The sequence below is a fragment of the Cellulomonas sp. NS3 genome (assembly GCF_024757985.1).
GTDB lineage: Bacteria > Actinomycetota > Actinomycetes > Actinomycetales > Cellulomonadaceae > Cellulomonas_A.
Genome location: NZ_CP103289.1, coordinates 2,858,395 through 2,884,094 on the forward strand (window position 1 = coordinate 2,858,395; position 25,700 = coordinate 2,884,094).

The 25,700-nt window shown below is 74.8% G+C and carries 21 protein-coding genes; 9 read left to right on the forward strand and 12 right to left on the reverse strand.

Going from position 1 to position 25,700, the window contains the following annotated elements; translation table 11 throughout:
• Positions 1-116: 116 nt before the first annotated feature.
• A complete protein-coding gene (locus NXY84_RS13075; protein ID WP_258723521.1) occupies positions 117-1,148 on the reverse strand; it encodes a GNAT family N-acetyltransferase in 1,032 nt (343 codons plus the stop codon).
• Between the two features lie 94 nt (positions 1,149-1,242).
• The gene (locus NXY84_RS13080; RefSeq protein ID WP_258723522.1) at positions 1,243-3,369 is read right to left on the reverse strand and encodes a DNA gyrase/topoisomerase IV subunit B; all 2,127 of its coding nucleotides are present in this window, start codon (positions 3,367-3,369) and stop codon (positions 1,243-1,245) included.
• A 164-nt stretch (positions 3,370-3,533) separates the two neighbouring features.
• On the opposite strand from NXY84_RS13080, the gene NXY84_RS13085 reads away from it, so the two are divergent.
• Positions 3,534-3,761 (forward strand): DUF7455 domain-containing protein, encoded by a 228-nt coding sequence (locus tag NXY84_RS13085; protein ID WP_258723523.1) that lies wholly within the window; start codon positions 3,534-3,536, stop codon positions 3,759-3,761.
• Positions 3,762-4,000: 239 nt separating this feature from the next.
• The gene (locus tag NXY84_RS13090; RefSeq protein WP_258723524.1) at positions 4,001-4,897 is read left to right on the forward strand and encodes an NAD(P)H-binding protein; all 897 of its coding nucleotides are present in this window, start codon (positions 4,001-4,003) and stop codon (positions 4,895-4,897) included.
• A 113-nt stretch (positions 4,898-5,010) separates the two neighbouring features.
• Here the strand turns inward: NXY84_RS13090 and NXY84_RS13095 are convergent, their stop codons facing one another.
• The 3 genes from NXY84_RS13095 to NXY84_RS13105 form a co-directional block, all read right to left on the reverse strand.
• On the reverse strand, positions 5,011-6,507 hold the full coding sequence (locus NXY84_RS13095) for an RNA polymerase sigma factor (protein WP_258723525.1): 1,497 nt from the start codon (positions 6,505-6,507) through the stop codon (positions 5,011-5,013).
• A 453-nt stretch (positions 6,508-6,960) separates the two neighbouring features.
• Positions 6,961-7,359, reverse strand: coding sequence for a universal stress protein (locus tag NXY84_RS13100; protein WP_258723526.1), 399 nt, complete (start codon positions 7,357-7,359; stop codon positions 6,961-6,963).
• A gap of 96 nt (positions 7,360-7,455) precedes the next feature.
• The gene (locus NXY84_RS13105; RefSeq protein WP_258723527.1) at positions 7,456-8,583 is read right to left on the reverse strand and encodes a DUF4192 domain-containing protein; all 1,128 of its coding nucleotides are present in this window, start codon (positions 8,581-8,583) and stop codon (positions 7,456-7,458) included.
• A 137-nt stretch (positions 8,584-8,720) separates the two neighbouring features.
• Here NXY84_RS13105 and NXY84_RS13110 point away from each other — a divergent pair, with 137 nt between their 5' ends.
• Together NXY84_RS13110 and NXY84_RS13115 are read left to right on the forward strand one after the other, a co-directional pair.
• A complete protein-coding gene (locus NXY84_RS13110) occupies positions 8,721-9,266 on the forward strand; it encodes a hypothetical protein (RefSeq protein WP_258723528.1) in 546 nt (181 codons plus the stop codon).
• Positions 9,267-9,285: 19 nt separating this feature from the next.
• The gene (locus NXY84_RS13115) at positions 9,286-10,404 is read left to right on the forward strand and encodes a polyprenyl synthetase family protein (protein ID WP_258723529.1); all 1,119 of its coding nucleotides are present in this window, start codon (positions 9,286-9,288) and stop codon (positions 10,402-10,404) included.
• Between the two features lie 51 nt (positions 10,405-10,455).
• On the opposite strand, the gene NXY84_RS13120 is transcribed toward NXY84_RS13115, so the two are convergent.
• The gene (locus NXY84_RS13120; protein WP_258723530.1) at positions 10,456-10,875 is read right to left on the reverse strand and encodes an Rv2175c family DNA-binding protein; all 420 of its coding nucleotides are present in this window, start codon (positions 10,873-10,875) and stop codon (positions 10,456-10,458) included.
• Positions 10,876-11,037: 162 nt separating this feature from the next.
• On the opposite strand from NXY84_RS13120, the gene NXY84_RS13125 reads away from it, so the two are divergent.
• Together NXY84_RS13125 and pknB are read left to right on the forward strand one after the other, a co-directional pair.
• A complete protein-coding gene (locus NXY84_RS13125) occupies positions 11,038-12,270 on the forward strand; it encodes a LysM peptidoglycan-binding domain-containing protein (protein WP_258723531.1) in 1,233 nt (410 codons plus the stop codon).
• A 48-nt stretch (positions 12,271-12,318) separates the two neighbouring features.
• Positions 12,319-14,331 (forward strand): Stk1 family PASTA domain-containing Ser/Thr kinase, encoded by a 2,013-nt coding sequence (gene pknB, locus NXY84_RS13130; protein ID WP_258723532.1) that lies wholly within the window; start codon positions 12,319-12,321, stop codon positions 14,329-14,331.
• A gap of 83 nt (positions 14,332-14,414) precedes the next feature.
• Here pknB and NXY84_RS13135 read toward each other — a convergent pair whose 3' ends face one another.
• The 3 genes from NXY84_RS13135 to NXY84_RS13145 form a co-directional block, all read right to left on the reverse strand.
• The gene (locus NXY84_RS13135) at positions 14,415-15,767 is read right to left on the reverse strand and encodes a class II 3-deoxy-7-phosphoheptulonate synthase (protein ID WP_258723533.1); all 1,353 of its coding nucleotides are present in this window, start codon (positions 15,765-15,767) and stop codon (positions 14,415-14,417) included.
• Positions 15,764-16,984: a pyrophosphate--fructose-6-phosphate 1-phosphotransferase gene (locus NXY84_RS13140; protein WP_258723534.1), complete on the reverse strand. Its 1,221-nt coding sequence runs from the start codon at positions 16,982-16,984 to the stop codon at positions 15,764-15,766. Before NXY84_RS13140 ends, NXY84_RS13135 begins: the two co-directional genes overlap by 4 nt.
• 145 nt (positions 16,985-17,129) lie before the next feature.
• Positions 17,130-17,927: a lysophospholipid acyltransferase family protein gene (locus NXY84_RS13145; RefSeq protein ID WP_258723535.1), complete on the reverse strand. Its 798-nt coding sequence runs from the start codon at positions 17,925-17,927 to the stop codon at positions 17,130-17,132.
• A 76-nt stretch (positions 17,928-18,003) separates the two neighbouring features.
• Here NXY84_RS13145 and NXY84_RS13150 point away from each other — a divergent pair, with 76 nt between their 5' ends.
• On the forward strand, positions 18,004-18,636 hold the full coding sequence (locus NXY84_RS13150) for a hypothetical protein (RefSeq protein ID WP_258723536.1): 633 nt from the start codon (positions 18,004-18,006) through the stop codon (positions 18,634-18,636).
• Between the two features lie 131 nt (positions 18,637-18,767).
• Here the strand turns inward: NXY84_RS13150 and NXY84_RS13155 are convergent, their stop codons facing one another.
• Positions 18,768-19,712 (reverse strand): ROK family glucokinase, encoded by a 945-nt coding sequence (locus NXY84_RS13155; protein WP_258723537.1) that lies wholly within the window; start codon positions 19,710-19,712, stop codon positions 18,768-18,770.
• Between the two features lie 364 nt (positions 19,713-20,076).
• Between NXY84_RS13155 and NXY84_RS13160 the strand changes: the two genes are divergently transcribed.
• Positions 20,077-21,888, forward strand: a complete 1,812-nt coding sequence (locus NXY84_RS13160) for an AMP-dependent synthetase/ligase (protein WP_258723538.1) — start codon at positions 20,077-20,079, stop codon at positions 21,886-21,888.
• An 88-nt stretch (positions 21,889-21,976) separates the two neighbouring features.
• On the opposite strand, the gene NXY84_RS13165 is transcribed toward NXY84_RS13160, so the two are convergent.
• Together NXY84_RS13165 and NXY84_RS13170 are read right to left on the reverse strand one after the other, a co-directional pair.
• Positions 21,977-22,153: a hypothetical protein gene (locus tag NXY84_RS13165; RefSeq protein WP_258723539.1), complete on the reverse strand. Its 177-nt coding sequence runs from the start codon at positions 22,151-22,153 to the stop codon at positions 21,977-21,979.
• Between the two features lie 97 nt (positions 22,154-22,250).
• Positions 22,251-23,705, reverse strand: a complete 1,455-nt coding sequence (locus NXY84_RS13170; protein WP_258723540.1) for an NYN domain-containing protein — start codon at positions 23,703-23,705, stop codon at positions 22,251-22,253.
• Positions 23,706-23,771: 66 nt separating this feature from the next.
• Here NXY84_RS13170 and NXY84_RS13175 point away from each other — a divergent pair, with 66 nt between their 5' ends.
• Positions 23,772-25,697 (forward strand): DEDD exonuclease domain-containing protein, encoded by a 1,926-nt coding sequence (locus tag NXY84_RS13175; RefSeq protein ID WP_258723541.1) that lies wholly within the window; start codon positions 23,772-23,774, stop codon positions 25,695-25,697.
• Positions 25,698-25,700 lie beyond the last annotated feature (3 nt).

The following is a 25,700-nucleotide window of genomic DNA, read 5'->3' on the forward strand; positions in this document are numbered from 1 at the left end:
GCTTCCCGCGGTGAGTCGGCACCCGGCGCGTACCTCGCGCGCGGCGCCCCGGCGCGGGCCCCCGTGCACGCCGCCCGGCGCGGGTGGCGGGCGCTGCAGCGCCCCGCACGAGCCGGTCAGAGCTCGATCGACCACATCGACGAGCCCTGGAACACCTCGTACCCGAGGCTCGCGTAGAGCCCGTGCGCGCCCGACGGGTTCGCGGTGTCCACGCCCAGCTCGGCGTAGTGCATGCCGTCCGCGGCGTACGCGTGCATCGCCGCCGTCAGCAGAGCCACCCCGAGCCCGCGCCCGCGCCACGCGCGCCGCACGCCGAGCAGCTCGGTGTACCCCGACGGGTAGCCCGCGACGGGCCAGTCCTGCTCGTAGCGGCCGGAGAGCAGGTACCCGGCGACCTCCCCGGTCGCCTCGTCGACCGCGAGGAAGCTCCACGACGGCGCGAACATGCTCCGGCCGTGGCTCCACGCCTCGGCGCTGCGCGGCTGGCTGCCCCAGTGGTCGGCGAAGGCCTCGTTGTGCGCGACGCGGGTCGCCTCGTCGAGCTCGGGCGACCAGGGCACGATCCGCACGCCGTCGACGTGCGGCACGTCCGGCACCCCGTCGCGCAGGGGGCGGCGCATCTCGGCGTAGTAGCGGATCGGCGCGAAGCCCGCGCGGGCGTACACGCGGCTCGCGGCCGGCGCGGCGTCCTCGAGGTAGGCGGCGAGCCGGCCCGGCACGTCCTTGCCCGACTCGGCGAGCAGCTGCCGCCCCCGCCCCTCGAGCCAGGCGACCACCGCGCGGCCGACCCCGCGGCCGCACCACTCGGGGTGCACCCCGCCGAGCAGGAACGCCCGCACGAGCGACTCGTCGCCCGGCGCGGTCGTGGCCTGCGCGTACGCGCGCATCACGCCGTCGTCGTCGAGGCCGACCAGCGTGTCCCGCGCGTGGTCCTTCCAGTCGCCCTCGAACATCTCGACGACCTCCTCGAGGGAGCGCCGGAACGGCAGGGCGTCGGCCTCCTCGATCGCGGCCACGAGCGCGAACAGAGCCGGAGCGTCGTCGGGGACGAGCGGGCGCCAGGCGAGCCCGAGCTCGGCGGGGGGCTGGGGAGGCTCCGCGGGGGCGGCGGCGCGGACGGCGATCGGGGCGAGGGACACGGTGCTCACCGCGCCACGATGCCGGTGCCACCGTGCGACGGGCAAGGCGAATACCGACGCCGCGCTGTGAGCACCACCCCACCCGGCGCCGGCGCGCGGTGCCTCACGCGTCGATGCGGCTCCGGTCGAGCTCGTCGGCGCCCGCGATGATGAAGTCCTTGCGCGGCGCGACGTCGGAGCCCATGAGCAGCTCGAACACCTGCTCGGCCCGCTGCGCGCCCTCGACGGTGACCCGGCGCAGCGTGCGGTGGCGCGGGTCCATCGTCGTCTCCGCGAGCTGGTCGGCGTCCATCTCGCCGAGGCCCTTGTAGCGCTGGATGTCGTCCTTGTACCGCCGCCCGGCCTTGTCGAGCTTCTTGAGCGTCGCGGCCAGCTCGGCCTCGGAGTACGTGTAGAGGTACTCGCCCTTGCGGCTGCCCACGGCGACGGTCTCGATGCGGTGCAGCGGCGGGACGGCGGCGAACACCCGGCCGGCCTCGACGAGCGGGCGCATGTACCGGAAGAAGAGCGTGAGCAGCAGCGTGCGGATGTGCGCGCCGTCGACGTCGGCGTCCGTCATCAGCACGACCTTGCCGTAGCGCGCCGCCTCGAGGTCGAACGTGCGCCCCGAGCCGGCACCGAGCACCTGGATGATCGCCGCGCACTCGGCGTTCTTCAGCATGTCGGTGATCGACGCCTTCTGGACGTTGAGGATCTTCCCGCGGATCGGCAGGAGGGCCTGGAAGTCCGAGCTCCGCGCGAGCTTCGCGGTGCCGAGCGCGCTGTCGCCCTCGACGATGAAGAGCTCGCTGCGGGCGACGTCGTCGCTGCGGCAGTCCGCGAGCTTCGCGGGCAGCGAGGACGACTCGAGCGCGTTCTTGCGGCGCGAGATCTCCTTCTGCTTGCGCGCGGAGAGCCTGGCACGCATCTCGCCGACGACCTTGTCGAGCAGCAGCGCCGAGTGCGCCTTGTGCTCGCGCTTCGTCGACGTGAAGATCGCGCCGAGCTCGGTGTCGATCACCTTGGCCACGATCCCCCGCACCGGCGCCGTGCCGAGGACCTCCTTGGTCTGGCCCTCGAACTGCGGCTCGGCGAGCCGGACCGTGATGACGGCCGTGAGCCCCGCGAGCACGTCCTCCTTCTCGATGCGCTCGCTCGTGTCGCGCGTCGAGATCTTGAGCCGGCGCGCGTTCGCCTCGACCTGCTTGCGCAGCGTCCGCAGCAGCGCGGTCTCGAAGCCGGCGAGGTGCGAGCCGCCCTTCGGGGTCGCGATGATGTTGACGAAGGTGCGGACCTCGGTCTCGTACCCCGTCCCCCAGCGCAGCGCGACGTCGACCTCGCAGCGTCGCTCGACCTCCTGCGGGCTCATGTGGCCACGGCCGTCAAGCACCGGGACGGTCTCCGTGAAGGTCCCCTCGCCCGTCAGGTGCCAGACGTCGGTCACCGGCGCGTCGGGCGCGAGGTGCTCGACGAAGTCGACCGTCCCGCCGGCGTGCAGGAACGTCTCCTCGTGCGGCCCGTGCTCGCCCGGCGTCCCGGGGACCCGGCGCTCGTCGCGGACCGTGATCGCGAGGCCCGGCACGAGGAAGCTCGTCTGGCGCGCGCGCGTGACGAGCTCGTCGTAGGAGAACACCGCGCTCGTGGGGAAGACCTGGCGGTCGGCCCAGTACCGCACGCGGGTCCCGGTGCGCCCGCGCGGCGCCTTGCCGACCACCGCGAGCTCGGAGCCCGACACGAACGGCTCGAACGGCGCGTCGGGGCCCGGCGCCCCGGTGTCGGCGAACGTGCCGGGCTCACCGCGGTGGAACGTCATCCGGTACGTCTTGCTCCCGCGGTCGACCTCGACGTCGAGGCGCGCGGACAGCGCGTTGACCACCGACGCGCCGACGCCGTGCAGACCGCCCGACGCGGCGTACGAGCCGCCACCGAACTTGCCGCCCGCGTGGAGCTTGGTGAACACGACCTCGACTCCCGTGAGGCCCGTCTTGGGCTCGACGTCGACCGGGATGCCGCGGCCGTTGTCCCGGACCTCGACCGAGCTGTCGGCGTGCAGGACGATCTCGATCCGGTCGCCGTGGCCGCCGAGCGCCTCGTCGACGGAGTTGTCGATGATCTCCCACAGGCAGTGCATGAGACCGCGCGAGTCGGTCGACCCGATGTACATGCCGGGGCGCTTGCGCACGGCCTCGAGCCCTTCGAGGACCGAGAGGTGGCGCGCCGTGTAGCTGGACTCCGCGGATGCTGTCGACACGAGGCCCGATGGTAACCGTCGGTGCCCACAGGGGCCGCACGCCGGGCCGTCGAGCCGCCCGTTCCGGGACATCTGGGGTATTCCCGGGCGGGGTCGTGTACGCGGGGAGCGAACCACCCGCGCTCGAGGGGAAGTTTCCCCGGTGCGGATGGTTGTATGTCCATGTGACTGGGACGACGACCGAACCGCTGACCGTAGCCGACCGCTGCGACCGCTGTGGCGCGCAGGCCTACGTCCGTGTGCTGCTTCCTGTGGGCGAGCTGCTCTTCTGCGCGCACCACTACCGGGCGCACGCGCCGAAGTTCGCCGATGTGGCGACCCACGTGCAGGACGAGACCGACCGCCTTCTTGCCGAGCATGGAGCAGGTGCAGGAGCAGCAGCCGCGCGCTGACCTCGACCCTCGAGAGGGCGCCGTCCGGGACACCCCGGCGGCGCCCTCTCGTCGTTCCTGCCCGGCTCCTGTCCCCCGGCACGCCACCGACCCGGGCGTGGTCGGTGCTCCGGGAGAGGGCGGCGGTGTCGGTTCCTGACCAGACGGCGGTGACGTCGGGCCCTGGGCGCGACGGCGGCGATGTCGGTGGCCCGCGAGACGATCGCGCGGCAGGCAACCGTCGACGAGAGGCGCGACCGATGACGATCGTCGTGACGACCCCCACGGGACACGTCGGATCACGTGTCACCACGCTTCTGGCCCAGGCCGGTGAGCGCCCGAGAGTCCTCCTGCGCGACCGCACCCGGCTCGACGCCGGGCTCCGGGCGCTGTGCGACGTGGTCGAGCTCGATCTCGGCGACGCGGACGCCGTCGCACGCGCGAGCGCCGGCGCGGACGCGCTCTACTGGGTCGACCCCCCGACGCCCGACGACGACCCCGTCGCAGGCCACGAGCGCATGGGCGCCTCGGCGGCCCACGCCGTGCGGACGAACGGCATCCCGCGCGTCGTGCTGCAGAGCAGCGTCGGGGCCGAGGCCCGGCACGGCTTCGGGGACATCGACGGCCTTGCGCGCACCGAGGAGATCCTCGACGCGACCGGCGCTCACGTGACCCACCTGCGCTGCGGGTACTTCTTCACGAACCTGCTGATGGACGTCGAGCAGCTCCGGTCGGGGACCCTGACGACGACGCTGCCGACGGACCAGCGGATCCCGTGGGTCGACCCGCGCGACATCGGCGACGTCGCCGCAGCCCGGCTGCTCTCGACGGCGTGGACCGGACGCACCACACAGGGGGTGCACGGCCCGGCCGACCTGTCGTTCGAGGACGTCGCGCGCATCCTCACCGACGTCACGGGGCACACCGTCGTCGCGGCCCGGGTCACCGACGAGCAGGTCGCCGAGGAGCTCCGCGGGTTCGGCCTCACCGACGCGCAGGTCGACGCCGTCGTGGGGATGTCCCGCGGGCTGCGCGGCGACTTCACCCCGGAGGACAGCCGCTCCACCCGCACGACGACGCCGACGACCCTCGCCTCCTGGGCGCACGAGCACCTCCGCCCGCTGCTGGAGCGCGAGCCGGGCACCGCTGCCGGGTGACCGAGGGCGGCCGCGCCGCGCGCCGGGCCACGAGCCTCCGCGCCGCGGGCCGGGCAGCACGAAGGCCCGGTGCACGTGCACCGGGCCTTCGTCGTGCCTGCTGAGGGGAGGACTCAGTCGAGGTAGTCGCGCAGCACCTGCGAGCGCGACGGGTGACGCAGCTTCGACATCGTCTTGGACTCGATCTGCCGGATCCGCTCGCGCGTGACCCCGTAGACCTTGCCGATCTCGTCGAGCGTCTTCGGCTGGCCGTCGGTCAGGCCGAAGCGCATCGAGACGACGCCGGCCTCGCGCTCGGAGAGCGTGTCGAGGACCTGGTGCAGCTGCTCCTGCAGGAGCGTGAAGCTGACCGCGTCGGCCGGGACGACCGCCTCGGAGTCCTCGATGAGGTCACCGAACTCGCTGTCACCGTCCTCACCGAGCGGCGTGTGCAGCGAGATGGGCTCGCGGCCGTACTTCTGGACCTCGACGACCTTCTCGGGCGTCATGTCGAGCTCCTTGGCGAGCTCCTCCGGCGTGGGCTCGCGGCCCAGGTCCTGGAGCATCTGCCGCTGGACGCGGGCGAGCTTGTTGATGACCTCGACCATGTGCACGGGGATGCGGATCGTGCGGGCCTGGTCGGCCATCGCGCGGGTGATGGCCTGGCGGATCCACCACGTCGCGTACGTCGAGAACTTGTAGCCCTTGGTGTAGTCGAACTTCTCGACCGCACGGATGAGGCCCAGGTTGCCCTCCTGGATCAGGTCCAGGAAGAGCATGCCGCGACCCGTGTACCGCTTGGCGAGCGAGACCACGAGGCGCAGGTTGGCCTCGAGCAGGTGGTTCTTGGCACGGCGGCCGTCGGACGCGATCCACTCGAGCTCGCGCCGCAGCTTGGGCTCCATGGTGACGCCCGCGTTGAGACGCTCCTCCGCGAACAGGCCGGCCTCGATCCGCTTGGCGAGCTCGACCTCCTGCTCGGCGTTCAGCAGCGCGACCTTGCCGATCTGCTTGAGGTAGTCCTTGACCGGGTCGGCCGTGGCGCCGGCGGTGACGACCTGCTGCGCAGGGGCGTCGTCGTCGTCGGCGTCGGAGTAGACGAAGCCGACGCTCTCCTCGGTCGTCTCGTCGGCGGCGGCAGCGGGCTTCGCCGGCTTCTCGGCGTCCTCCTCGAGCTCGCCGGCGACGGCCTCGACCTCGGCGACGGCAGGCTCGACGTCCTCGAGCTCGACGTCCTCGAGCTCGACCTCGTCCTCGGCGACCTCGCCGTCGGGCGTGGCGGTCTTCGGGGCGGCGACCTTGGCGGAGGCGACCTTGGCGCCGGCGGCCGCCTTGGCGGCGGACGGCGCCTTGGGAGCGGCCTTGGCGCGGGCGGGCTTGCGAGCGGCGGGGGCCTCGGCGGAACCGTCGGCGACGACGGCCTTGGCGGCGGGGCGCGTCTTCGCGCTCGTGGCAGCGACGGCGCGCGCCGCGGGGACGGGCTCCTCGACGGCGATCCCGGCGGTCGCGAGACCGCGGACGACGGCCTTGAGACGCTTGGCGTCCTGGACCTGGGCCTGCTCGCAGGCCGTGCGCAGGGCGACCGCGTCGACGCTTCCGTGGGTCCGGCCACGACGGACGAGCTCCTGCATGGCGGGATGCTCGAACTCACGCGGGAGTGCGGGGTGCGAAGGCTGGAGCGACACAAACGACCTTTCGGCAGCGAGAGACCCGGATCAGATCGGCGGGTGCTCCCATATTGTACCGGCCGCACCTCGGCACAGCGGGCCGAGAGGGCCGTTCGGGTCAGCGTGGGCGGGGTCCCGGCGCAGACGGCGCGAGGACGCGACGCTCGAGGATCGCGCGCGGACCCGGTGCCCGCCGCTCTCTCGAGACTGACGACGATCACAACGTGCGGGTGCGAGGAAAGATTCCCGCTCGCGGGCCGACGCGGCCGGCGCGGGACCTCGCGGTCACCACCACGCCCGCACGGGCTCAGGGCCGCGCGGATCCCGTCTGGTCGGTCGCAGCAGCTCTCGCGCCGGGTCAGCGAGGTGCGCGTGGTTCCCGGACGCCCGCCGAGGCGTGCCCGGCGGACGGAGCGGTCAGCTCGCGGCGGGCTTGACCGCGAGCACGGGGCACGGGGAGTCGAGCAGGATGCGCTGTGCGTTCGCGCCGAGGATGAGCTTGCCGACGGGGCTGCGACGACGCAGGCCGATGACGATGAGCCCGGCCCCGACCTCCTCGGCGGTGCCGATGAGGTCCTCCGCGACGTCCCGCCCGCGGGCCAGCACGCGGACGTCGTGCTCGATGCCGCGTGAGCTCAGCTCGGACCGGACCGCGTCGAGCGCCGCCTGGGTCTCCTGACGGTGCTCGTCGGTCTCGTCGCCGCGCTCGCTCACGACCACGACGAGCGACTCGCCGCGCCGCTCGGCCTCGCCCGACGCCGTCTCGAGCGCCGCACGCCCCTCAGGGGTTGCCAGGTACCCGACCACGATGCCCATCGGTCCTCCGCTCTCGACGCACTGACGTCCTGCCCCTGCCGTGACGCTACCGGAGCGCAGGCCCCGCGACGAACGCACGCCGGACGACGGGCCTGGTCAACCGGCGCGTCGGACCCAGCCCGGGGGCATCGCGACGGCGAGCGTCCGGTCCAGGATCCGCGCCAGCCGGTGGTCCGGATCCTCCTCGAGGGCGCGCTCGAGGAGCAGCCCCGCGCGCGCACCGTCCGCCTGCCACCAGGCGAGCAGGGCCAGCAGGGTGCACGCGGGCGCCTGCGCGCGGCGCCGACCGTGGCCGACGACGCGCTCGAGCACCGTCACGTGCGCGGCGGTGAGCGCCCGCGGTGGGACGACGCCCCGTCGCTGGTCGACGATCCCGGCGACCGCCTCGGCGACGAGCGCGTCGGTCGCACCGGGCGCCTCGCGCAGCGACCGCTCGGGGAGGTCCGGCGGGCCGGGCACCATGCTGACGAGCACCGCGTCGCGCACGCGGGTGTCGGCGAGCGCGACATCGAGGCGGCCGAGCGCCGGCGCCCGCCCGCACGGCGCCCCCGCGAGCGCCGCGGCGACCTCGTCCCGCCACGCCGCGAGCGACGCGAGGCGCCACGCGGTGAGGGCCGCCGGACCGTCCGCGAGCGCCCGGTCGTGGCGCCCGCGCCAGCGTGCCGCGACGCGTGCCACCGACCGGCGGGCGTCACCGCCCGCCGACGGGATGCGCGCGACGTCCGCCCGGCAGTCGGCCACGGCGGACCCGGCGAGCACGAGTTGTGCCCCGACGGCGGTCGACTCGAGGTCGCGGAGCGCCCGGCCGCCGGGCGGGCAGCAGCCGGGGTCGTCGCAGTCGAGCGCCAGGTAGCCGTCGGCCGTCACCACCCAGACGGCGACGTCGGACAGGCCCGCGGCCGCGGCCTCCCGGAAGTGCTCCGCCGCGGCCCTCGCGACCGGCGGGCTGCCCGGCCCGCGCGGGTCGTGCGCCGTGTACAGGACGAGCACCGCGCGCTCGGCGCCGTCCGCGTCGAGGTGCGCGACGAGACCGCGCGCGACCTGCGGGCCGTGGACCACGTCCCCCAGGTCGGCGAGGTCGACGCGCGCGACCAGCCCGATCCGCCCCCGGGGTGGTCGCAGGCTGACCGCGACGGCGCTCTCGTGCGGCCGGAACCCGAGCTGGTGCGGAAGGTAGGCGAGCAGCTCCCGGGGCTCGCTGACCCGGATCGTGGTGGTGTCCATGCCCGTACCCAAGCGAGCACGCGCCCCTCGCCGGACGGCGGCCTCCGCACCCTGTGGACCGCCCCTCGACCCACGGACGCTGGGGTCGCCCGACCACCCGCGCCACGGTCCGGGAGGACGTTCGTTACGGTGTGCGCGTGCGCCGCCCCTCCCCCCTCCGACGTGCCTGCACGGCGCTCGTGTCGACCGTCGTCGCCGTGAGCGCGCTCGGCGGGTGCACGGCGGACGCCGACCCGGCGCCCGACCCCACCGGCACGGCCACCGGCACCGCGAGCGTCGCCGCGTCGACCCCGACGCCGACCGAGCCGCTGCTGACCGCCGGTCCCGACACCTCGTCCGCGGTCGGTCGCCTCGTGGAGGGCTTCCCCACCGACCTCGTGACCGTGCCGGCCGATGCGGAGGTCCTCGTCTCGTCGGCCCGGCCGCCGGACGCCGCGGGCCTGCGGGAGATCAGCCTGAACCTCCGCAGCCCGCAGGACGCGGCCGCGCTGCTGGACGGGGTCCGGGCCACCGTGCTGGCCGCGGGCTTCTCCGAGACGGCGGGCACGGCTGCCGAGCCCGGCCTGGCGGCGCAGGCGGCGTTCAGCCGCAGCGAGGGCCAGGAGATCGTCATCGTGGGCGTCCTCGACCGTGACGGGGTGCGCACGCTCACCCTCGGCGGACGGGTGCGCACCGCCCCGTGAGCGCACCTAGGCTGCCCGCGTGACCTCCTCCCCCTCACTCGTCGACGTCGAGGACGTCCGCCGCCGCGTCGACGCTGCGCTCCGCCTCCACGTCGAGGACCTCCGCCCGAGCCTCGCCGCCTCGAGCGCCGACGCGGACCGGCTCGCCGGTGCCGTGGAGCAGATGCTCAGCGGCGGCAAGCGGCTGCGCGCGGCCTTCTGCTACTGGTCCTGGCGTGCGCACGGCGGCGTCCCGGGGACTGCGCGCGAGCAGGTCGTCGTGCAGGTCGGTGCGGCGCTCGAGCTGTTCCAGGCGGCCGCGCTCTTCCACGACGACGTCATGGACGACTCGGACACCCGCCGCGGGCTGCCCGCGGCGCACCGCACGTTCGCGGCGCTGCACGAGGACGCGGCCTGGTCGGGGGACGCCCGCCGCTTCGGCGAGTCGGCGGCGATCCTGCTCGGCGACCTCGCGCTCGTGCGCAGCGAGCACGTGTTCTCCCGCGCGCTCGACCCCGAGCCGGCGGAGCTGCGCTCGCGCGTGCGCGGCGTGTTCGACCTGATGCGCACCGAGGTCACCGTCGGCCAGTACCTCGACGTGCTGGCCCAGGCGCTCCCCTGGGGCGAGGACCCGCAGGCCGACGAGCACCGCGCGCGCGAGGTCATCCGGTCGAAGTCGGCGCGCTACAGCGTCGAGCACCCGATCGTGCTCGGGGCGGCGCTCGCGGAGGCCGACGACGACGCGCTGGCGGCGTGCCGGTCCCTCGGGCTCCCGCTGGGCGAGGCCTTCCAGCTCCGCGACGACCTGCTCGGGGTCTTCGGCGACCCCGCTGCGACGGGCAAGCCCGCCGGCGACGACCTGCGCGAGGGCAAGCGCACCGTCCTCGTCGCTCGCGCGATGGCCCGTGCGCTCGCCTCCGGGGACGACGGGACGGTCGCCCGGCTCCGGTCCGAGCTCGGGGTCCGGGACCTGTCCGAGGAGCGCGTCGCCGCGCTGGCCTCGGCGATCGCGCGCACGGGCGCGCCCGACGACGTCGAGCGGCTCATCGACGAGCTCGCGGGCGACGCCTTCGCAGCGCTCGACCGGCTCCCGCTGCACGAGCCCGGCCGGACCTACCTCGTGCGGCTCGCGCACGCGGCGGTCGACCGGCGCGCCTGAGCACGGCGGGCTCCCCCGCGCCCCGGACAGCGGGAGCGCGGGAGCCGGGGCTCAGAGCAGCGCCTGGGCCTGACGACGCACCGCGGTCTTGTGGCCCGTCCGCAGCGCCTCGATCGGCGTCGCACCGAGCGAGTCGTCGTGCGTGAAGAGCCAGGCGACGGCCTCCTCGTCGTCGAACCCCGCGTCGGACAGCAGCGTGAACGTGCCCTGCAGGGCGGCCAGCACCGTCCACTCCGGGGCGTCGGGACCGGAGGCCTCGCGCGACGGCGCGGACGGGTTCGCGAGGTGGCTCGGGACGAGGAACGCCTCCGGGACGGACAGGACACGCGGCTCGCCGCGGCGGACGGCGGCGAGCCGGCCCTCCTGCAGGAGCCGGCGGACCTTCCCCACGTCGAGCCCGAGGCGCTCCGCGACGTCGGGCAGCGGCAGCCAGGAACCGACGAGCTGGTCGAGTGGTGTGGATTCAGTCACCGCCACAGGGTACGCACCCCGGAGATCACCCGTATGCGCGGGAATGACAATGCCGTAATTCCGGCACGGCGCTTTCGCGGCCGCATTCCCTGCGTTACGTTCGCAGTCAAGTCACACGAGTCACACAGGCACCATCCATCACATCTGCCACACGAGGTCGACATGACGCAGCACGCCACCGCCCCGTCCGCCGCGCCAGCTCCGCGCACGGCCGACGCGCGGCCCCGTCCGCAGCGCATCGACCCGCAGCTCGTGCGCCGGCTGGGGACCGGCACCGGCGCGACGCTCGTGCTGGCCGCCGCCGCGGTCGCCGCGTCGGCGAGCGCCGCGCACGCCGACGAGCAGTACACCGTCCGCAGCGGCGACACCGTGAGCCACATCGCGACGCGCACCGGGACGACCGTCGCGGCGCTCGCCCGCGCGAACGCCCTCGCCGACGCCTCGCACATCCGCATCGGGCAGAAGCTCGTCATCCCGACCGGCGCCTCGGCGCCCGCGGCAGCCCCGGCGGCCGCCGCTGCCGCCCCTGCCCCGGCCGCGGCGACGCACACGGTCGCGCGCGGCGAGACGGTCTCGCACGTCGCGAAGCGCTACGGCACCACGGTGGCCGCGATCGTGAGCGCGAACGGTCTCGACGCCCGGGCGTTCGTCCGTGCCGGCCAGACGCTCGCCATCCCCGGCGCCGCCCGGTCCGCACCGGCCCCCGCCGCGCCCGCCGCCGCCCCCGCCGCGGCGGCGACGCACACCGTCGGGTCGGGCGAGACCGTCTCGAGCATCGCGAAGCGCTACGGCACCACGGTCCCGGCGATCGTGAGCGCGAACGGCCTCGACAAGCGCGCGTTCATCCGCGTCGGGCAGAAGCTCGCCGTCCCCGGCGCCGCTGCGCCCGCGGCCGCGCCGGCCGCACAGCTCGTCGGGAACACCTTCGCGGGACGCACCTACGCGAGCCCGGTCGTGGCCGCCGCCAACGCGAACAAGGCGACGCTGCTGGCCGCGGGGGTCCCGTCGAAGGCCGAGATGCAGGCGAAGGTCGCCGCGACGGCGCGCTCGATGGGCGTCGACGCCGCGCTCGCGCAGGCCGTCGCCTTCCAGGAGTCGGGCTTCAACCACACGTCGGTGTCCCCCGCGAACGCCATCGGCACCATGCAGGTCATCCCGTCCTCCGGTGAGTGGGCCTCGCAGCTCGTCGGGCGCAGGCTGGACCTGCTGAACCCGGACGACAACGTCGTGGCCGGCGTCGCGATCCTGCGTTCGCTCGTGCGGACGAGCCCGGACCTGCCGACCGCGATCGCCGGGTACTACCAGGGCGCCTCCTCCGTCCAGCGCAACGGCATGTACGCCGACACGCGGCGCTACGTCGCGAACGTGCAGACGCACATGACGCGCTTCCGCTGAGGCGCGGCCTCCACGATGTGAGGCCGCGGCGACCGTAGACTCACCCGCGTGGGAGCCACCGTCACCGATCCGCTCGTGGGCCGCCTGGTCGACGGGCGGTACGAGGTCGTCTCCCGGATCGCCCGCGGCGGCATGGCGACCGTGTACCTCGCCGTCGACCGGCGCCTCGACCGCGACGTCGCCCTCAAGGTCATGCACCCCCACCTCGCCGAGGGCGGCGCCGGCTCGGACTTCGTCGCGCGCTTCCGCCGGGAGGCCCGTGCCGCGGCCCGCCTCACGCACCCCGGGCTCGTCGGCGTGCTCGACCAGGGCGTCGACGGCGAGACCAGCTACCTCACGATGGAGTACGTCGACGGCACGAACCTGCGCCGCCACCTGGCCGAGCGCGGCGCGCTGACGGTCGGCGACGCGCTCGGGATCCTCGAGCGCGTGCTCGACGCGCTCGGCGCTGCGCACCGCGTCGGCCTGGTGCACCGGGACATCAAGCCCGAGAACGTGCTCATCGCGGTCGACGGCCGCGTCAAGCTCGCCGACTTCGGGCTCGCCCGCGCGGTGACCGAGGTGACCTCGACGACGACCGGCACGGTCCTCGGGACGGTCGCCTACCTCGCGCCCGAGCTCGTGACCCGCGGCGCGAGCGACGCACGCACCGACGTGTACGCCGCCGGGATCCTGCTCTTCGAGATGCTCACCGGCCGTCAGCCGTTCACGGGCGAGACGCCGATCCAGGTCGCGTTCCAGCACGTGAACTCGGACGTGCCGGCGCCGTCGGACCTCGTCCGCTGGCTGCCGGTCGAGGTCGACGAGCTCGTCACCGCGCTGGCGGCCCGCGAGCCCGCGGACCGTCCGGTCGACGCGGCCGCGGCGCTCGAGCAGCTGCGCCGCACGCGCGCGACCCTCGACGCGCCGACGCTCGCCCGCGCCGCCGAGGTCCCGCCCACGATCACCCTGCCGAGCGCGACGGACCCCCGGCCCGCGGAGGACGACGAGCTCACGACCGGCGAGGCGTCCGCGGGGCTCGACGCCGCGCGCCGCCAGGAGGAGACGACGCGGCTCGACGTGGCCGAGGCCGGCCGCACCGTGGCGCTGCCCATCGGCACCGGGCTGCGCAGCACCGCGGTGTCGACCCGGCACGAGGACCCGGCGTCCGACCGGAGCCGGCCCGCCGGCCGGCGGCGGCGCTGGCTCGTGGTGACCGCGTTGCTCCTGGTGCTCGCCGGGGCGGGTGCCTGGTGGTACATGACGTCCGGTCCGGGCGCCTACACACGGGTCCCGGAGCTGATCAGCCTCACGCGCGACGAGGCGCTCGCGACGCTCGGCGGGCACGGGCTCGAGGGCGAGCCGGTCGACGCGTTCGACAGCGTCGCCCCCGTCGGCACGGTCTTCGCGAGCGACCCGGCCGTCGGCGACCGTATCCGCAAGGACGGCACCGTGACGTTCTCGGTGTCCAAGGGACCGGACCTCGTCGCCGTGCCCGCGGGGCTCGTCGGGGCGATGCAGGCCGACGCGCAGGCCGCGCTCGAGGCCGCCGGCCTCGTCGCCGAGTACGCGCCGGGCGAGGACCACTACGACGACAGCGCACCGCTCGGCTCCGTCCTCGAGGCGTCGGCCGAGCCCGACCAGCAGGTCGAGCGGGGGTCGGCCGTCGTGCTCACGCTGTCGGACGGGCCCGCCCCGGTGACGATCTTCTCGGTCGTCGGCGCGAGCCAGGACGAGGCCACCGCCCAGCTCACCGACGCAGGGCTCAGGCCGGAGCCCGTGCCCGCGTGGTCCGACACCGCCCCCGCGGGCCAGGTGATCGCCCAGGACCCCAAGGCCGGCACCGCCGGGCACCGGACCGACACCGTGACGATCACGGTGTCGCAGGGCCCGGAGCCCATCGCGGTCCCTGACCTCACCGGCAAGCAGTTCGCCGAGGCCGAGGCCGCGCTCAAGGCCCTCGGGTTCGCGGTCAAGCGGGAGAACGTGCTCGGGGGGATCTTCGGGACCGTGCGCTCGCAGAGCACGCCGGCCGGCGAGAAGGTCCCCAGGGGCAGCACCATCACGCTGACCGTCGTCTGACGCGTCCTGCGCGCACGGGCGCACGAGAACGGCGCGTGACCCCGTCGGGTCACGCGCCGTCGTCACAACCGGAGGGCCGGACCTCACGCCTTGCGGAGCAGCTCCACGACCTGGAACGCGAGCTCGAGCGACTGCTGGTGGTTCAGGCGCGGGTCCACGAGGGTCTCGTAGCGGCGCCCCAGGCCCTCGTCGTCGATCTCCTCGGACCCGCCGAGGACCTCGGTGACGTCGTCGCCGGTGAGCTCGATGTGCAGGCCGCCCGGGACCGTGCCGAGCGCGCGGTGCACCTCGAAGAACCCGGCGACCTCGTCCATGACGTCCGAGAACCGCCGCGTCTTGTACCCGCTCGCCGAGGTGATGCCGTTGCCGTGCATCGGGTCGCACACCCACGTGACGGGGCGGCCGTCCGCCGCGACCTTCTCCACGAGCGCCGGGAGCAGGTCGCGGATCTTGCCGGCACCCATGCGCGTGATGAAGGTGAGCCGGCCCGGCTCGGCCGTCGGGTTGAGCTTGTCCATGAGCGCGAGGGCGTCGTCCCCCGTGCTCGTGGGCCCGAGCTTCACGCCGATCGGGTTGTGCACGCGCGAGAAGTAGTCGACGTGCGCGCCGTCGAGCTGACGCGTGCGCTCCCCCACCCACAGGAAGTGCGCCGAGCAGTCGTAGGGCAGCCCGGTGCGGGAGTCGATGCGCGTGAGCGGACGCTCGTAGTCGAGCAGCAGGCCCTCGTGGCTCGAGAAGAAGTCGACCGTGCGCAGCGCGTCGAAGTCGGCGCCGCACGCCGCCATGAAGCGGATCGCGCGGTCGATCTCCGCGGCGATCTCCTCGTAGCGCGCGTATGCCGGGTTCGCCGTGAACCCGCGGTTCCACTCGTGCACGCGCAGCAGCGACGCGAAGCCGCCCGTGGTGAACGCGCGGATCAGGTTCAGCGTCGAGGCCGACGTGTGGTACGCCTCGAGCAGCCGCTCGGGGTTCGGCACGCGGGCCTCGGGCGTGAACTCGTACCCGTTGATGATGTCGCCGCGGAACGCCGGCAGCGTCACCCCGTCGCGCGTCTCGGAGTCCGAGCTGCGCGGCTTGGCGTACTGCCCCGCCATGCGGCCCATCTTGATCACCGGCAGGCTCGCGCCGTACGTCAGGACGACGGCCATCTGCAGGATCGTCTTGATCTTGTTGCGGATGTTGTCCGCGGTCGCGTCGGCGAACGTCTCGGCGCAGTCCCCGCCCTGGAGCAGGAACGCCTCGCCGCGGCCCGCGGCGGCGAGCTGGGCGCGCAGCGCGTCGGACTCCCCCGCGAACACGAGCGGCGGCACGGCGGACAGCCGGTCCGTGACGCGCGCGAGGTCCGCGGCGTCCGGCCAGCGCGGCTGCTGCGTCGCGACGAGCTCACGCCAGTGGTCGAGCCCCGCGACGACCTGCGGGTCCGCCTCGACGGTCATGAGTGGCCGCCGGGCACGAGCGGCTGGCCGATGTCGGCGAGCAGCGCACCGAACCACTCCTGCGACACGTCGAACGCCTTGCCGCCCGCGATGCGCGGGAACGCGATGGCCTTGAGCCGGTCGCCGTCCTCCTCGTCGTGCCCGATGACGCCCGAGTCGCCCTTGAGCGCGGCCTCGACCGCGAGGTCCGTCATCGACTTGATGAGGCGCAGGTCCTCGGCGTTGGCGGCTGCGGCGCGGGAGTAGTAGCCCGACTTCTGGACCATGACCTTCTCGGCGCCGAGCTTCTCGGCGAACTGCTTCGCGAACCACTGGCCCGGGTTGATCGTGTCGAGCTTGACGTGCCCGAACGGGTCGCGCGGGACCTCGGCCCCGGACGCCTCGAGCTGCTCGACGATCTCGTGCATGCCCGCACCCTCCGACAGGAAGATGTTGACGTTGCCCTGCTCGTCCATGATCGTCTTCAGGCGCGCCGCCTCGGCGTCGATGTCGAGCGCCAGCTCCGGCAGGAAGACCGCGTGGATGTCCCAGCGCTCACGCGTCAGGCCGAGGCTCGGGACCCACTCCTGGGCGTCGAGCCACTTCCGGTACTCCGCCGCCGCAGCAGCGGTGAGCCAGCCGCAGTGCCGGCCCATGACCTCGTGGACGATGAGCATGCGCGGGCCCGAGCGGTGCTCGCCGATGACGTTGGCCGCGAAGCCGGCGGCCTCCTCGGCGGCGGTCCAGGCGCCGAGCGACTGCTTGATCGGGACGACGTCGTTGTCGATCGTCTTGGGGAGACCGACGACCGTCAGGTGGTAGCCGTTCTCCTCGAGGAACGCCGCGAGGTCCGCGGCCGTCGTGTTCGTGTCGTCGCCGCCGATGGTGTGGAGCACGTCGACGCCGTCGGCCTTGAGCTGCTCGGCCGCGACGTGCAGGGGGTTCTGGCCCTCCTGGACGAGCCCGCGCTTGACGCAGTCCGCCGCGTTCGTCAGCTTGACGCGCGAGTTGCCGATCGGGGAGCCGCCGAAGCGGTGCAGGAGGCCGGCCTTCGCGCGGGCCTCGGCGTCGACGACGATTTTGTCGCCCCGGAGGAGCCCGTGGTAGCCGTGCTGGTAGGCGATGATCTCGATCTCGGGCGCGATCTCGGTGTACCGCTCGATGAGGCCACCGACGGCCGAGGACAGGCACGGGGCGAAGCCGCCTGCGGTCAGGAGCGCGACGCGACGAACCGACATGAGACACACCTCTCGTTGTTTCTGCACAGCTGGCGCCCACAGGGTGGGGCGTCCCGGTGGCCCGTCGTCGGGCCCAAGGTCCGGGATCGTGACGGCGGGACTGGTGGATCGGCGCCGTCGCGGGAGGCCCCGGACGGGGACCGGCTCATCCTACTGACGCGCCCGCGTCGTCCTCGGGCGGTCCCGGCACCTGGACGTCGGGGGCGGGCCGGCCGCCCGGCGCCGTCGGGCCGGACTCCGCCACGGGCGCGGCCGCGGGGTGGCCCGTCGCGATGCGGGCCTTCTGCGTCGCGGCGTACACGTCGACGTACTCCTGGCCCGACAGGCTCATGAGCGCGTACATGATCTCGTCGGTCACCGACCGCAGGATGAAGCGGTCGTTCTCCATGCCGCGGTACCGGCTGAAGTCGAGCGGCTCACCGATCACGACGCCGAGGCGCACGGGCTTGGGGATGACCCGGCCGAGCGGCTGCGCGACGTCGGTGCCCACCATGACGACGGGGACGACCGGGGCGCCGGACTCGAGCGCGAGGCGCGCGACGCCCGTCTTGCCGCGGTACAGGCGCCCGTCCGGGCTGCGGGTGCCCTCGGGGTAGATGCCGAACAGCCCGCCCTCGCGCAGCCGGTTCAACCCGGTGCGCAGCGCCGCCTCGCTCGCCTTGCCGCCCGAGCGGTCGACGGGGATGGTCCCGACCCCGCGGAAGAAGCCGGCCTTGAGGCGCCCCTTCATGCCGGTCCCGGTGAAGTACTCGGACTTGCCGATGAAGACGATCTCGCGGTCGAGCACGAGCGGCAGCACGAACGAGTCGATCACCGCGAGGTGGTTGCTCGCGAGGATCGCGGCACCCTCGCTCGGCACGTTCTCCGCGCCACGGACCCAGGGGCGGAAGACGAGGTGCAGGAGCGGACCCACCATGACCCGCTTCATCAACCAGTAGAACAAGCTGCCACCTCTCGACCACGCCGCCCGGGGATGTCCCGCGCGGCCCGCACCGCATGTCCGACTCTAGAGTGCTCTCATGGCCGCACGCCCGGACGACCCCGACGACACCGTCCCCGATCCCGGGACCACTCCCGGCACCGCGGAGGGCGCCGGTGGCGCCCTCTCCGAGCCCGTCCCCGACGTGCCCCGCGAGCCCACCGACGACGAGCGCTGGGCGGCGATCGTCGCCGACCTGACCGGCGGGAACGACCCCGTGGGCGACGCGTCCGGACCCACGAGCACGACCGGGCCGGCCGCGGGTCCCGCCGTAACCTACCCCGTCGCCCCGGGGGTCCCGGACCCCCGCGTCGTCCGTCCCGCCGCCGACGACGCCGGGCACGAGCGGCCCGGACCGCCCGAGCTCACCGGCCGGTCGTGGGACGGGACCACCCAGATGGACGCCGCCGACGCGGCGGACGAGGCCGAGGAGCACTTCGTCGCCCCGGACCCCGGCCCCGTCCTCGGCGGGGACCCGCTCCTGACGATGGCGTGGTTCGCCGCCGCCGGGATGCCGGTCCTCCTGCTCGTGGTCGTCGTGGCGTGGCCGACGGCCCCTGCCGCGCTCATCCAGGCCGCGGCGGCCGTCTTCGTGCTCGGCGTCGCGACGCTGCTCTGGCGGATGCCGCACCGGCGCGACGACGCGGACGACGACACGGGCGCCGTGGTCTGACCGGAGCGACGGTGGTCTGACCGGAGCGGCCGCGGTCCGACCGGAGCGGCCGTGCTGCAGCCACGGCGGTGGCGCGGCCGGCCGCCGCGTGCTGGGGAGGCCCGGGACGTCGCCGCCCCGGGCCGTCCGCGTCAGAAGCGGGCGAGGTCCGCCGCGCCGACGATGCCGGCGTCGTTGCCCATCGCGGCGAGCTCGATGCGCGCCTCGGGACGGTAGCCGCGCGCGGACAGCTGCTCGCCGAACGCCTGGCGGGCCGGCGCGAGGAGCAGGTCGCCGGCGGCGCCGACCCCGCCGCCGACCACGATGAGCTCGGGGTCGAGCAGGGCCGCGACCGAGGCCGAGCCCTCACCGATCCAGCGGCCCAGCTCGGTGAAGAGCTCGACGGCGAGCGGGTCGCCCTCCTGCGCGGCGTCGGTCACGTGCGGGCCGACGAGCTTCTCCGCGTCGCCGCCCGCGAGCTCGAGCAGGCGCACCGCACGCTCGGGCTGGGTGATGACGGCGGCCTGCGCGTCGCGCACGAGCGCGCTGCCCGAGGCGTACTGCTCCCAGCAGCCCTCGTGCCCGCAGCCGCAGTAGTGCCCGCCCGGCACGACGCGCATGTGCCCGACCTCGGCGGCCACGCCCCACGCGCCGCGCACGAGCCGCCCGCCGATCATGATCGCGCCGCCCAGGCCCGTGCCGACGGTGAGCATGAGCATGTCGTCGACGTCGCGGCCCACGCCGAACCGGAACTCCGCCCAGCCCGCGGCGTTGGCGTCGTTCTCGACGACGATGCGCACGTCGGGACCGACGAGCTCCGCGACACGGTCGCGCAGCGGGTAGTTGCGCCACGCGAGGTTCGGTGCGAACAGCACGCCGGACCGGTCGGAGGCGACGAAGCCCGCCGCGGCGAGGCCGATCGCGCCGACCTCGTACGACGCGGACAGCTCGGCGTAGATCTCGGCGATCGCCCGGTCGATGCTCCCGGCGTCGTCGGGCTGCGTGGCCCGGCGGGTCTGCGCCAGGATCACGCCGTCCTCGTCGACCACGCCGGCCGCGATCTTGGTCCCGCCGATGTCCACACCGATCGCGTGCATGTCCGTCCTTGCTCCTGGGATCGTCGTCCGCCGAAGTGTGCGCCGGCCCGCACGAGCCGCCCGCGGGCGGCTGCGGCAACGCGCCGGCTGCTGCGCGACAACCGTGCCGTACCGGGCGCACGGGTGCGAGCCCACGCTAGCGCGCGCGGCGCACGTGCCCCGCACGGGTCCGCGGTGCGGAGCACGGGCGGAGCACGCCCGGCACGGACGGGTGACGGACGGGACCCGCGCCGGGGTCGGGCGGTGCCGCGCACCGCACGGCGCACACGGTCAGGACCCTAGCCAGGGTGAATGTGACCGGTCAGTACCAAAGTCCCGGTATCGTGCGACGAACCCCCGTCGCCCTACTGTCACTGGAGCCAGCATGGACGAGATCCACACTCCCCCGCTCGTCGAGGCGAGGCCCGACGAGAACCTCAACGACCTGCTCGCAGCGCGTGTCGCGTCGACCCCCGACCATCCGCTGATGGAGATCAAGTCCCCCGGCGACGGCCCCTGGATCCCGCTGACCGCGCGCGCGTTCGACGCCGAGGTCGTCGCGCTCGCCAAGGGCCTCGTCGCGCGCGGCGTCCAGCCGGGCGACCGCGTCGGCATCATGTCGCGGACCCGGTACGAGTGGACGCTGCTCGACTGGGCGACGTGGGCCGCGGGCGCGGTGCCCGTGCCGGTCTACGAGACGTCCTCCGCGGAGCAGGTCCTGTGGATCCTCACCGACGCCGACGTGTCGCTGCTCGTCGTCGAGACGGCCGAGCACGCCGCGACCGTCGCCGAGGTCCGCGCCGACGCGCCGAACCTGCGCGAGGTCGTCGTGATCGACGACGGCGCCGTCGAGAGCCTCGTCGCGGGCGGGACCGGCGTCGACGACGCCGAGATCGTGCGACGCCGCGCGCTCGCCGACCTCGACGACGTCGCGACGATCATCTACACGTCCGGCACCACGGGCCGGCCCAAGGGCGCGCGGCTGACGCACGGGAACTTCAGCGTCCTGACGCGCAACGCCGTCGAGGGCCTCGAGGAGGTCGTCTCGACGCCGGGTGCCCGCACGCTGCTCTTCATGCCGCTCGCGCACGTGTTCGCGCGGTTCGTCGAGGTGCTGTGCATCCCTGCGGGCGCGGTCCTGGGCCACACGCCGGACACCAAGAACCTGCTGGCAGACCTCGCGTCGTTCCAGCCGACCTTCATCCTCTCGGTCCCCCGCGTGTTCGAGAAGGTCTACAACTCCTCGGAGCAGAAGGCGGCGGCGGGCGGCAAGCTCAAGGTCTTCCAGTGGGCCGCGGCCACGTCGATCCTGTACTCGCGGGCGACCGAGACGGCGAGCGGGCCCGGCCTCGGCCTCAAGCTCCAGCACAAGGTCGCGGACGTCCTCGTCTACAAGAAGCTCCGGCACGCGCTCGGCGGACGCTGCGAGTGGGCCATCTCGGGCGGTGCGCCGCTCGGCGAGCGCCTCGGGCACTTCTACCGCGGCATCGGTTTCCGGGTCCTCGAGGGCTACGGCCTGACGGAGACGACGGCCCCGGCGACCGTCAACATGCCGGGCCGGACCAAGATCGGGACCGTCGGCCCCCCGCTGCCCGGCTGCGGCATCCGGATCCAGGAGGACGGCGAGATCGAGGTCACGGGCCCCCACGTCTTCGCCGGGTACCACAACAACGACGCCGCGACGGCCGAGGCGTTCCACGACGGCTGGTTCCGGACCGGTGACCTCGGGTCGCTCGACGACGACGGGTTCCTGCGCATCACAGGGCGCAAGAAGGAGATCATCGTCACCGCCGGCGGCAAGAACGTAGCGCCCGCGGTGCTCGAGGACCGGCTCCGCAGCCACGCACTCGTGAGCCAGGTCGTCGTCGTGGGCGACGCCCGGCCGTTCATCGGCGCCCTCGTGACGCTCGACGCCGAGGCGCTCCCGGGCTGGCTCAGCGCGCACGGCCACAAGCCGATGACCGTCGCCGAGGCCGCAGAGGACCCCGAGGTCCTGGCCTCGATCGAGAAGGCCGTCGAGCGGGCCAACCGGGCCGTCTCGCGCGCCGAGTCCATCCGCAAGTACCGCATCCTCGACACCGACCTGACGATCGCCAACGGCTACCTCACGCCGAAGCTCAGCGTGCGCCGTGCGCAGGTCATCAAGGACTTCGCGGCGGAGATCGACGCGCTGTACGACACGGCACCGGCCGACTGAGGCACCGCGCGCACGCCGGGTCCGCCCGGCGTGCGCGCGGGTCCGCCTCGTCGCGCCCGTCCCGCCACGGACGCCGGGCGAGGACCGCTCACCCGGTGCGGCGCAGGCGCAGCGGCGGCACGAGACCCGACGCGGCGAGGACCTCGAGCGCCGCTCGCTCCTCCTCGACGAGGTCGACCGCGCGCACCGGCACCGTCAGGAACGTCACCACGCAGTCGGAGCACGCCGCCGGGCGCACCGTGCAGGCCTCGCAGTCGATGAGCATGCGCCGGACGCTAGCCGCGCACCCCGACACGTCGGCGCCGCCCGTCCACAGAGCGCTCGGGCACCACGACCCCGTGCCGCCGCCGGGACCGGCCGGCTCAGAGCCGGGTGACCCGCGCGACCAGCGTCGCGGACGGCACGACGCGCGCCCCGGCCGCCTCGACGTCGTCGGCCACCTGCCGGTCGCTCGTCACCACGACGACGACCCGTCCGCGTGGCTCCGCCCCGACCAGACGCCGGATGAGGTCGTCGGCGATCTCCCCCACCGAGAACAGGACGCGGACGCCGCGCGGGCCGCCCGCCGAGGGGCGCGGGCCCTCCTGACCGTCGAAGCAGCACGTGACCTCGGCGCCCGTGCGGCCGGCGACGTTCGCCAGCGCGTCGACCAGCCTGCGCCGCTGCTCGGCGAGGCTCAGCCCGGGCCACGCCGCCTTCGAGACGTTGTAGCCGTCCACCACGAGGTGCGCGTGCGGCAGGGCGAGGAGGTCGTCGAGCAGCGCCGGGTCGCTCGCCGCGCGTCCCCGCGACGTCGCGCGCTCCACAGGGACGGGGGCCCGGGTGCCGACCAGGTCGGCGGGCCGGTCGCCGACGGGCGGGAGCGCGAGCTCGGCGCGCAGGCCCTGACCGGCGTCGACGAGCGTGTCGAGCAGGAGCCGCACGCGCACCCCGGCGAGGTCGCGCGCCACGCGGGCCTCCTGCCGGACCTGGGCCCGCTCGGCCTCCGCGACCCGGCGCAGGGTCTGCGCGCTCTCGAGCGCCTCGTCGGCGGCGACCCGTGCGGCCGTCGCGCGCGCCAGGACGTCCTCGGCCTCGGCGGCGGCGCGCCGGGCCTCGCTGCGTGCGCGGTCGGCGTCCGAGCGGAGCCGGCGCTGCTCGCGCCGGAGCGCCGCCGCGTCCTCCTCGGCCCGCTCCGCACGGACGCGCGCCGCACCGAGCTGCGCCGTCAGCACGGCCGCGCGCTCCTCCGCGCGCTGCAGGGCGTCGAGCGCGCCCGCCACGGCGGCCTGCTGGTCGCCGTCTGCCGGCCCGGCGACGAGCTCCCGCGCCGCCTCGGCGAGCGTGCCGACCCAGCCGTCCGGCCGCAGCAGCCAGGCCCCCACGGCGACGTCGAGCGGCGACACGGCGGAAGGCGCGGCGGGGTCCACCGCCGCGTCGTCGCCTGGCCCCGACTGCTCCTCCGCCGGGCCGTCGGGCGGTCGCGCCTGCTCCTCCGGCGAGCCGTCGGAGGACCCGGCGGCGGGCTCGTGCGTCGCGCCCTCGTCCGGGGCCGCCGACGTGCCGCGTCCCAGCAGCGCGGCGACCTCCGGCCGTGCCCCTGCCCACACGCGCGCGACACGGGCCCGGAACGCCGTGTCCCCCTCGAGCGCGGACCACAGCGGGAGCGCACCGGCGGTCGCCCGGCGACGCGGCGCGAACCTCTGGACCTGGCGCAGGGCGGCCGGGACGTCCGCGGGCTCGATCGCGGTCAGCACCTCGGCGGCGAGCCGCACGAGAACGGTCCGGACGGCGTCGGGAACCGTGGGGTCCGGCTGTCCCGGTGCGTCGTCGGCCATGCGCCCACCCTAGGCACCGACGGGTGGCCGCCGGTCGTGTCGGTCCCGGCGGCTAGCGTCCACGCCATGCAGCACGACCGCCCCGCCGCGCGCCGGGTCACCCGGGTGGACCTCGCACCCCCGCTGCAGGGCCGGCCGGTCCAGCTCGCGCTCGACGAGCTCGGGACACCGCTGTCGGACGTGACGTTCGTGGTCGTCGACCTCGAGACGACGGGCTCGGTGCCCGGCACGAGCGCGATCACCGAGATCGGCGCCGTCAAGGTGCGCGGTGGCGAGGTGCTCGGCGAGTTCCAGACGCTCGTCGACCCGGGGGGCCCGGTGCCCGCCTTCATCTCCGTGCTGACCGGCATCACGACGTCGATGGTGATCGGCGCGCCGCGCATCGAGGAGGTCCTCCCGAGCTTCCTCGAGTTCGCGCGCGGCTCCGTGCTGGTCGCGCACAACGCGCCGTTCGACGTCGGCTTCCTCAAGGCGGCAGCCGCGCAGACGGGGCACGCCTGGCCGGGCCACCAGACGGTGGACACCGTGCGGCTCGCGCGCCGCGTCGTGACCCGCGACGAGGCGCCGAACCACAAGCTGGGCACGCTCGCGGCGCTGTTCGGCGCGACCGTGACGCCCAACCACCGCGCGCTGGCCGACGCCCGCGCGACCGTCGATGTGCTGCACGCGCTCCTCGCGCGCCTCGCACCGCTCGGCATCACGCACCTCGAGGACCTCGCGACGGCCACCGACCCGGTGCCGTCCGACGTGCGGCGCAAGCGGCACCTCGCCGACGGGCTGCCCGACGGCCCGGGCGTCTACATGTTCGTGGGCCCGCGCGAGGAGATCCTCTACGTCGGCACCTCGACGTCGCTGCGCACGCGCGTCCGCAGCTACTTCACGGCGGCCGAGAAGCGCTCGCGCATGGTCGAGATGGTGCGCGTCTCCGAGCGGGTGCACCCCGTCCCGTGCGCGACGACGCTCGAGGCCCGGGTCCGTGAGCTCCGGCTCATCGCCGAGCACTCGCCGCGCTACAACCGCCGCTCGCGCTTCCCCGAGCGCATGCCGTGGGTCCACCTGACGGTCGAGCCCTACCCCCGGCTGTCGGTCGTGCGCGAGGTGCGCCCGCCCGCCGACCCCTCGCCGCACGGGCACGAGCCCGCGTACATCGGCCCGTTCGCGTCGCGCGGCGCGGCGCAGTCCGCGATCGACGCGCTCCACGAGACGTTCCCCGTGCGGCAGTGCAGCGGCCGGCTTCCGCTGCGCGCCGCGCTCGGGGCGGTCGCGTGCGCGCTCGCGGAGATGGGCCGCTGCGGGGCGCCGTGCACGGGCCGCTCCTCGCCCGAGCAGTACGCGGAGGTCGCGTCCGCGGTCCGCGCGGCGATGGTCGGCGACCCCTCCCCCGTCGTGCGCGCCCACGCGACACGCATCGGGCGCCTCGTCACCCAGGAGCGGTTCGAGGAGGCGGCCGTCGTGCGCGACCGGCTCGCGGCGTTCCTGCGGGGAGCGGCCCGCGCGCAGCGGCTCGCGCCGCTCGCCCGGTGCCCCGAGCTCGTCGCGGCGCGGCGCGCGGAGGCCGGCGGGTGGGAGGTCGTGCTCGTCCGCCACGGCCGCCTCGCCGGCACGGCGACCGTGCCGCGCGGTGCCGACCCCTGGCCCGCGATCGAGTCGCTGCGGCTGTCCGGCGAGGAGGTCGCCGCACCCGCGGTCCCCGCGCCGGCGTGCCATCCGGAGGAGGCCGACCTCGTGCTGACCTGGCTCGACCAGCCGGGCGTGCGGCTCGTGCTGGCGCCTGAGGGCTGGACGTGCCCGGTCGGCGGCGCGCAGGCCTACGCAGACCCGGCGAGCACCGCGGGACGCGTCGCGGCCTACCTCGCGCACGACCTCGAGACCGCCGCGTCGGTCGGCGTCCCCGGAGCGCAGGCCACGGCCGGGGTGCCAGGCGTGGAGGGTCCCGGTGCGGGGTCGACCACGGCGGGGTCCACCGGCACGGGGTCGACCGGCGCGGCATGATGG